This window comes from Nocardioides sp. NPDC058538 (assembly GCF_042719275.1).
Lineage (GTDB): Bacteria > Actinomycetota > Actinomycetes > Propionibacteriales > Nocardioidaceae > Nocardioides.
In genome coordinates this window covers 1-5807 of sequence record NZ_JBHXNY010000072.1, presented here as the reverse complement: position 1 = coordinate 5807, position 5807 = coordinate 1, and the positions used below count along the sequence as shown (strand labels likewise).

The 5807-nt window shown below is 70.7% G+C and carries 4 protein-coding genes; 2 read left to right on the top strand and 2 right to left on the bottom strand.

The annotated features are described in order from the left end of the window. Window positions 1–120: 120 nt before the first annotated feature. Complete coding sequence (locus ACFWQC_RS28205) at window positions 121–1500, bottom strand: AMP-binding protein (RefSeq protein ID WP_378686122.1); 1380 nt, start codon at window positions 1498–1500, stop codon at window positions 121–123. A gap of 153 nt (window positions 1501–1653) precedes the next feature. Here ACFWQC_RS28205 and ACFWQC_RS28200 point away from each other — a divergent pair, with 153 nt between their 5' ends. Then, window positions 1654–2952, top strand: a complete 1299-nt coding sequence (locus ACFWQC_RS28200) for a glycosyltransferase family 4 protein (protein ID WP_378686119.1) — start codon at window positions 1654–1656, stop codon at window positions 2950–2952. Window positions 2953–3069: 117 nt separating this feature from the next. Next, on the top strand, window positions 3070–4185 hold the full coding sequence (locus ACFWQC_RS28195) for a DUF1972 domain-containing protein (protein ID WP_378686115.1): 1116 nt from the start codon (window positions 3070–3072) through the stop codon (window positions 4183–4185). 6 nt (window positions 4186–4191) lie between these two features. Here ACFWQC_RS28195 and ACFWQC_RS28190 read toward each other — a convergent pair whose 3' ends face one another. Further along, the gene (locus ACFWQC_RS28190; protein ID WP_378686112.1) at window positions 4192–5394 is read right to left on the bottom strand and encodes an MFS transporter; all 1203 of its coding nucleotides are present in this window, start codon (window positions 5392–5394) and stop codon (window positions 4192–4194) included. Window positions 5395–5807: the final 413 nt, after the last annotated feature.

Genomic DNA, 5807 nt, shown 5'->3' with positions numbered 1-5807 from the left:
GGACCAACACGGTGCCCTCCGCGCTCGATGGGACCGTGTTGGTCTCGACACGCCTCCGCCTAGCGGCTCCGGCGGCTCGACCAGCGGGGGTGGGGTGGTCAGCGGGGGTGACCCGCGGGGTCAGCCGGCGGTCGAGACCAGCGCCTGAGCCGCGGCCTGGTCGATCTTGCCGTTGCCGAGGCGGGGGAGCTGGGGGACGGGGACGAGCACGTCGGGGACCGAGTCAGGTCGGAGGACCGTCGGGAGGCTCCGACGGAGATCGTCCAGCTGAGCCCCCGGGCCCTCGACGAGGCTGACCAGGTCGCCCTCGGGGGTGGCGGCGGTGAAGGTGGCGAGGCCGAAGGCCTGCTTCACCTCGGCGTCGAGCGCGTCCAGGTCGACGAAGCTCGCGCTGCGCTTCACCCGGCGGCCGGCACGGCCCAGGCAGAAGAGCTCCTCGCCGCGCCGGGCCCCGACGTCGCCGGTCAGCACCCGCTCCGGCCCGTCCCAGCGCGGGTACTCGCCGTTCGGGGAGCCGAAGAGATAGCCGCCGGGCAGGTGGGGCGACTCGATGGCCAGCATCTCGCCCGCCGACTCCAGGGACGTACGCCACGCCCCGACCGCCCCGCGTCCGATCCCGACCGCGCCGTGGACCGTCGGGAGGTCGTCGCCGGCGTCGAACCGGGCGGCGCTGGCGAAGCCGATCGTCTCGCTGGTGCCGTACGTGTTGACGACGGTCGGGACGCCGAGGTCGAAGACGCGCTGGGCGTCGGCGGCGGAGAGCCGGTCGCCGCCCGAGCCCCAGACCCGCAGGCTCCGGGGAGAGGCACCGGTGCGCTCGTTGGCAGCGAGGTCGATGAACCGGGGAGCCAGCCGCAGGTGCGTCGCCTCGACGCGAGCGCAGAAGCCGAGTGGGCGGAGCCGGTCGCCCAGCGAACCGGACAGGTGGAGGGAGGAGCCGGCGGCCAGGGCGACCAGCAGGTTGGTCATCGCCAGGTCGTAGGAGAGATGTGAGACCTCGGCCCACACCGAGGAGGCGCCGAGGTCGAGCGCTGCCGCGCCGTGCGGGACGAAGGCGTCGATCCCGGCCCACGATGACAGCACCCCCTTGGGGCCGCCACCGGTGGAGCCGGAGGACATCGCGACGTACCCGGCCTCGAGCGACGAGCGGGAGGAAGACGAGGCGACCGCCCGGATCCCCGACCGGTCGAGCACGACGTCGGGATGCAGCGCCTGGAGGAGGGACCGGCGGTGCTCCTCGGCCGCCGAGGGGTCCACGAAGCAGACCGAGAGATCGCCGAGGATCGCGGCCACGAGCGCGACCACCGCGTCGGTGGAGAGAGGCAGCGAGACGGCGACCAGCGGCCGCGGGACGCCCGCGGCCGTGACGAGGGCGAGCCGGAGCTCCTCGGCCGCGCCGACCAGCCCGTCCGCGCCGACCGACGTCCGCCGGTCCGCGATCACGGCATACGACCGGGGTCGGGTGCGTACGGATCGGATGCGCTCGGCCAGCGGGTTCACAGGATGCGAGGCTAGGAGCCGCAGGCCGCTCCGGCACCGGCGTCGCCACTCACGATCCCCGGATTCGGGGATATGGCCGCAGATGCCCGACAAGCCGGTCTCAGCACCCTCAACGCTTCTCACATGGTCAACGCAGCCCAGCAGAGACATGGCGTGGCAAAGACGCACGTGCTGATCATTGTCCAGAACCTTCCGGTGCCGTTGGACCGACGGGTCTGGCTCGAGTGCCAGGCGCTGGTCGCGCGCGGCTACGAGGTCAGCGTCATCTGCCCGAAGGGCCCCGGCGATCCGGGGCGCCAGCAGCTCGGCGGCGTACGCATCTACAAGTACCGGCCCGCGCCGCAGGCCCGCGGCGTGCTCGGCTATCTGCTCGAGTTCGTCTACTGCTGGATCCGCACGGCGCTGCTGGCCAACAAGGTCTGGCGAGACCGCCCGTTCGCGATCATGCAGGCGTGCAACCCGCCCGACACCTACTGGCTGCTGGCCCGCATCTGGAAGCGCCGTGGCGTCCGGTTCGTCTTCGACCAGCACGATCTCAACCCCGAGCTCTTCCTCTCCCGGTTCGGCACCCCGACCTCCCTGTCCGGCCGCGCCCAGCTGGCTGCGCTGCGCTGGCTCGAGAAGCAGACGTACGCCACCGCCGACCAGGTCATCTCGACCAACGAGTCCTACCGGAAGGTCGCGATCACCCGCGGCGGGATGGCCCCCGCGGACGTGACCGTCGTCCGCAGCGGACCGGACACCTCGGTGATGCGCCCGGTGCGGCCGCACGACCCGGCGCCCGACGCCAACCGCCACACCCTGGTCTACCTCGGGATCATGGGTCCCCAGGACGGCGTCGACACGGTGCTGGAGGTCATGGATGAGCTCGTCCACCGGCGCGGCCGCAGCGATGTCGACGCCGTGCTGATGGGCTTCGGCGACTGCCTCGAGGATCTCGAGCGCCGCTGCACGGAGCTGGGCCTCGACGATGTCGTCACCTTCACCGGGCGGGCCGGCTCGGCGCTGATCTCCCAGCACCTCAGCGCCGCCACCATCGGTCTGTGTCCTGACCTGAAGACGCCGCTCAACGACGTCTCGACGATGAACAAGACGATGGAGTACATGGCGTACGCCCTGCCGTCGGTCTCCTTCGACCTGGTCGAGACTCGGGTCTCCGCCGAGGATGCCGCGCTCTTCGTCCCGTCCGGGGACGTGGCCGCGTTCACCGACGCGGTCGAGTCGCTGCTGGACGATCCCGACCTGCGGGTCGAGCTGGCCCTGCGTGCGCGGGAGCGCGCGGCCAAGGTGCTCGACTGGGGCCCGCAGTCGGCGGCGTACGTGCAGGTCTACGACTCCATGTGCGCGATCGGCGAGGCGCCGGCGGCGGTCGACGGGTTCGAGTACGTCGATCTGGACGATCCGGACGCGCTGCGCCAGTTCGTGCTCACTCGCGGACCTGCGGTTTCGTAATCGATTTGGGGTATATGACCCCGACTTCGGGACCGCGGTCCACGCGGATGCCATTGGATGGCTCCTTGTGTTGAAAATAGGAGCCTTCGGCTCCTAGAAACTAGGAGTCAACCCCACGTGACCCCAACTGTACGGATGCTCGGGACCCGTGGCGTGCCCGCAGCCCACGGCGGTTTCGAGACCGCGGTGGAGAACATCGGACTCGACCTGGTCGACCGCGGCTGGCGGGTGGTCGTCTACTGCCAGGACGACGAGCCGCACGCGGACCTGCGCATCGACTCGTGGAAGGGCATCGAGCGCGTCCACGTGCCGGCCCGTCACGACGGTCCGCGCGGGACGATCGAGTTCGACGTCGGCGCGGTGCGGCATGCCGCCCGGGAGGCCGCTCAGGACGGCAGCGTCTGCGTGACGTTCGGCTACAACACCGGCGCGCTCAACTCGGTGCTGCGCTCCCGCCGCATCCCCAACATCATCAACATGGACGGCATCGAGTGGAAGCGGGCCCGTTGGTCCGGCCCCGAGAAGGCGTTCCTGTGGACGCAGGAGCGGGCCGCCTGCTGGCTGGGCGACCACCTCATCGCCGACCATCCTGAGATCGCCCGCCACCTGGCGACCCGGGTGCCGGCCGAGAAGATCACCACGATCGCCTATGGCGCCCCCAGCATCGTCGACGCTCCCGAGTGGGCGGTGCTCGACCACGGGCTGGAGCCGGGTTCCTACCTCACCCTGGTCGCCCGACCGGTGCCGGAGAACAGCATCCTCGAGGTCGTCCGGGCCTTCTCCAGCCGCCGCTGGGGCCGGCAGCTGGTGGTTCTGGGCTCCTATGACCCGTCCGACGACTACCAGCGAGCTGTCCTCGAGGCCGCCAGCGACGAGGTCGTCTTCCTCGGCGCGATCTACGACACCGACATCGTCTCGGCCCTGCGCTTCCACTCCGTGGCGTACGTCCACGGTCATCAGGTCGGCGGCACCAATCCCTCCCTGGTCGAGGCCCTCGGCTGCGGCAACGCCGTGATCGCCCACGACAACCGCTACAACCGCTGGGTCGCCGACGCCGCCGCCCTCTACTTCTCCGACGAGGCCGGCATCGTCTCCGCCTTGGAGCGGGTTCTCTCCGAGTCGGAGCTAACGGTGTCACTGTCGCGGGCCGCGCGGGCTCGTCACTCCGCCGAGTTCACCTGGAGCCGGATCACCGACCAGTACGAGCAGCTCATCCGCGCCCACCAGCGCTGACCCGTTCTAGACGTCGGTGGCGATGTCCGCGCCCGTCGGTGTTGCCTCTCGGGCGGTGTAGGCGCGGTAGGTGAGGACGCAGGCGACGGTGAGGACCGCGGCGGTGACGGCGCAGGCGGTGAAGAGGGTGTGCCACTGGTTGTGGTCCGCGGCCGGGCCGGCGATCACCGCGGCGATGGAGCTGCCGATGAAGAGCGAGGCGGCGAAGCACGCGACCACGGTGCCGCGGGCCTCGGGGACGATCGAGGTGGCCCAGGTCTGCAGCGAGGTGTGCAGAAACGCCCAGGTGATCCCGAGCATCACGACGATGCCGATGATGGTCGGCACCGAGACCGTCACGGTCGCGGCGGCGTACCCGGCGGTCAGGGCGATTCCGCCGATCGCCATCAGCGCCCAGCGCGGGACTCGTCGGGTGAGAGCCTTGAGGACCTGCGAGGAGAGCAGGACCGCGATGCCGTACGCAGCCGCAGCCAGCCCCGCTCGCGCCGCGTCGACGCCTTGGGCCTGCAGGGCGGGGGCGAGGAGGGTGAGTACGCCCAGGACCAGACCGCCCTCGACGAAGACCAGCAGCCCGACCACGATCACCCAGCGGTTGCTCAGCGCCGCCCGGAACGCGGCTCTGACCCCGCCGTTGGTGGTTCGTGGCGGCTCGGCGAGCTTCCTCAGACCCCAGGCGCTGACCAGCGCCACGACCGCCGGCACCGCGAACACGACCCGCCACCCGGCCAGCTGTCCGGTGATCCCCGCCGCGGCGGCGGCCAGCGCGGTTCCGACCGCCATCGCGGCCATCAGGTCGGACAGTGCCCGCTGTCGGTGGGTGTCGGAGACGGTGTCCCCGACGTACGTCAGCGAGGTTGGCACGATCGCCCCGAAGAACGCTCCCGCGACCACCCGCAGCACGACCAACGTGATCAGGTTCGGTGCCGCCGCGGACGCGATGCCCGCGATCCCCGCCCCGATCAGCGCTCCCTGCATCAGGCGGACTCTTCCGAACCGGTCCGAGAGTGCTCCCCACAACGGCTGGCACAGTCCGTACGCCAGGTAGTAGCCGCTCGCGATCGCCACCGCCTGCCCCACCGAGACCTCGAAGCTTGCTGCCACCAGGACCAGGATCGGGCTCACCACGAATCTGTCGAAGCTGCTCACGAACGAGGCGATCGAGATCCAGACCGGTGGGCGCGTCGGGGACGGGTCGGGGGTGTGGGGCACGCTGTCAGGTTAGTAAAGAACTGACGTTCCCGGTGGTCGAGCCTGCCTGCTCCGGTGGTCGAGCCGCTGCCGCCCCCGCTGACCGAGCCGCTCCTGCCCCCGCCCCCTCCGCTGGTCGAGCCGCTGCTGCCCCCGCCCCCTCCGCTGGTCGAGCCGCTGCTGCCCCCCCGCTGGTCGAGCCGCGAGCGCTAGCGAGCGTGTCGAGACCAACACGGTCAGGTTCGGGGTCTGGCCGTGGTGTTCGACCTTGTTGAGGTCGTTCTGGCAGTTGTCGGGGACCGTTTCTTCGGGGGACCGTGGACCGCCGACCCTTGCTTTGAGGGTCTTCTCGATCTGGTCCGGCGTCAAGGACGCGACGAGACTCACGAAAAGTGCCCGCGAAACACCTTCGGTGCCTCATCTAGGAGTGCCCG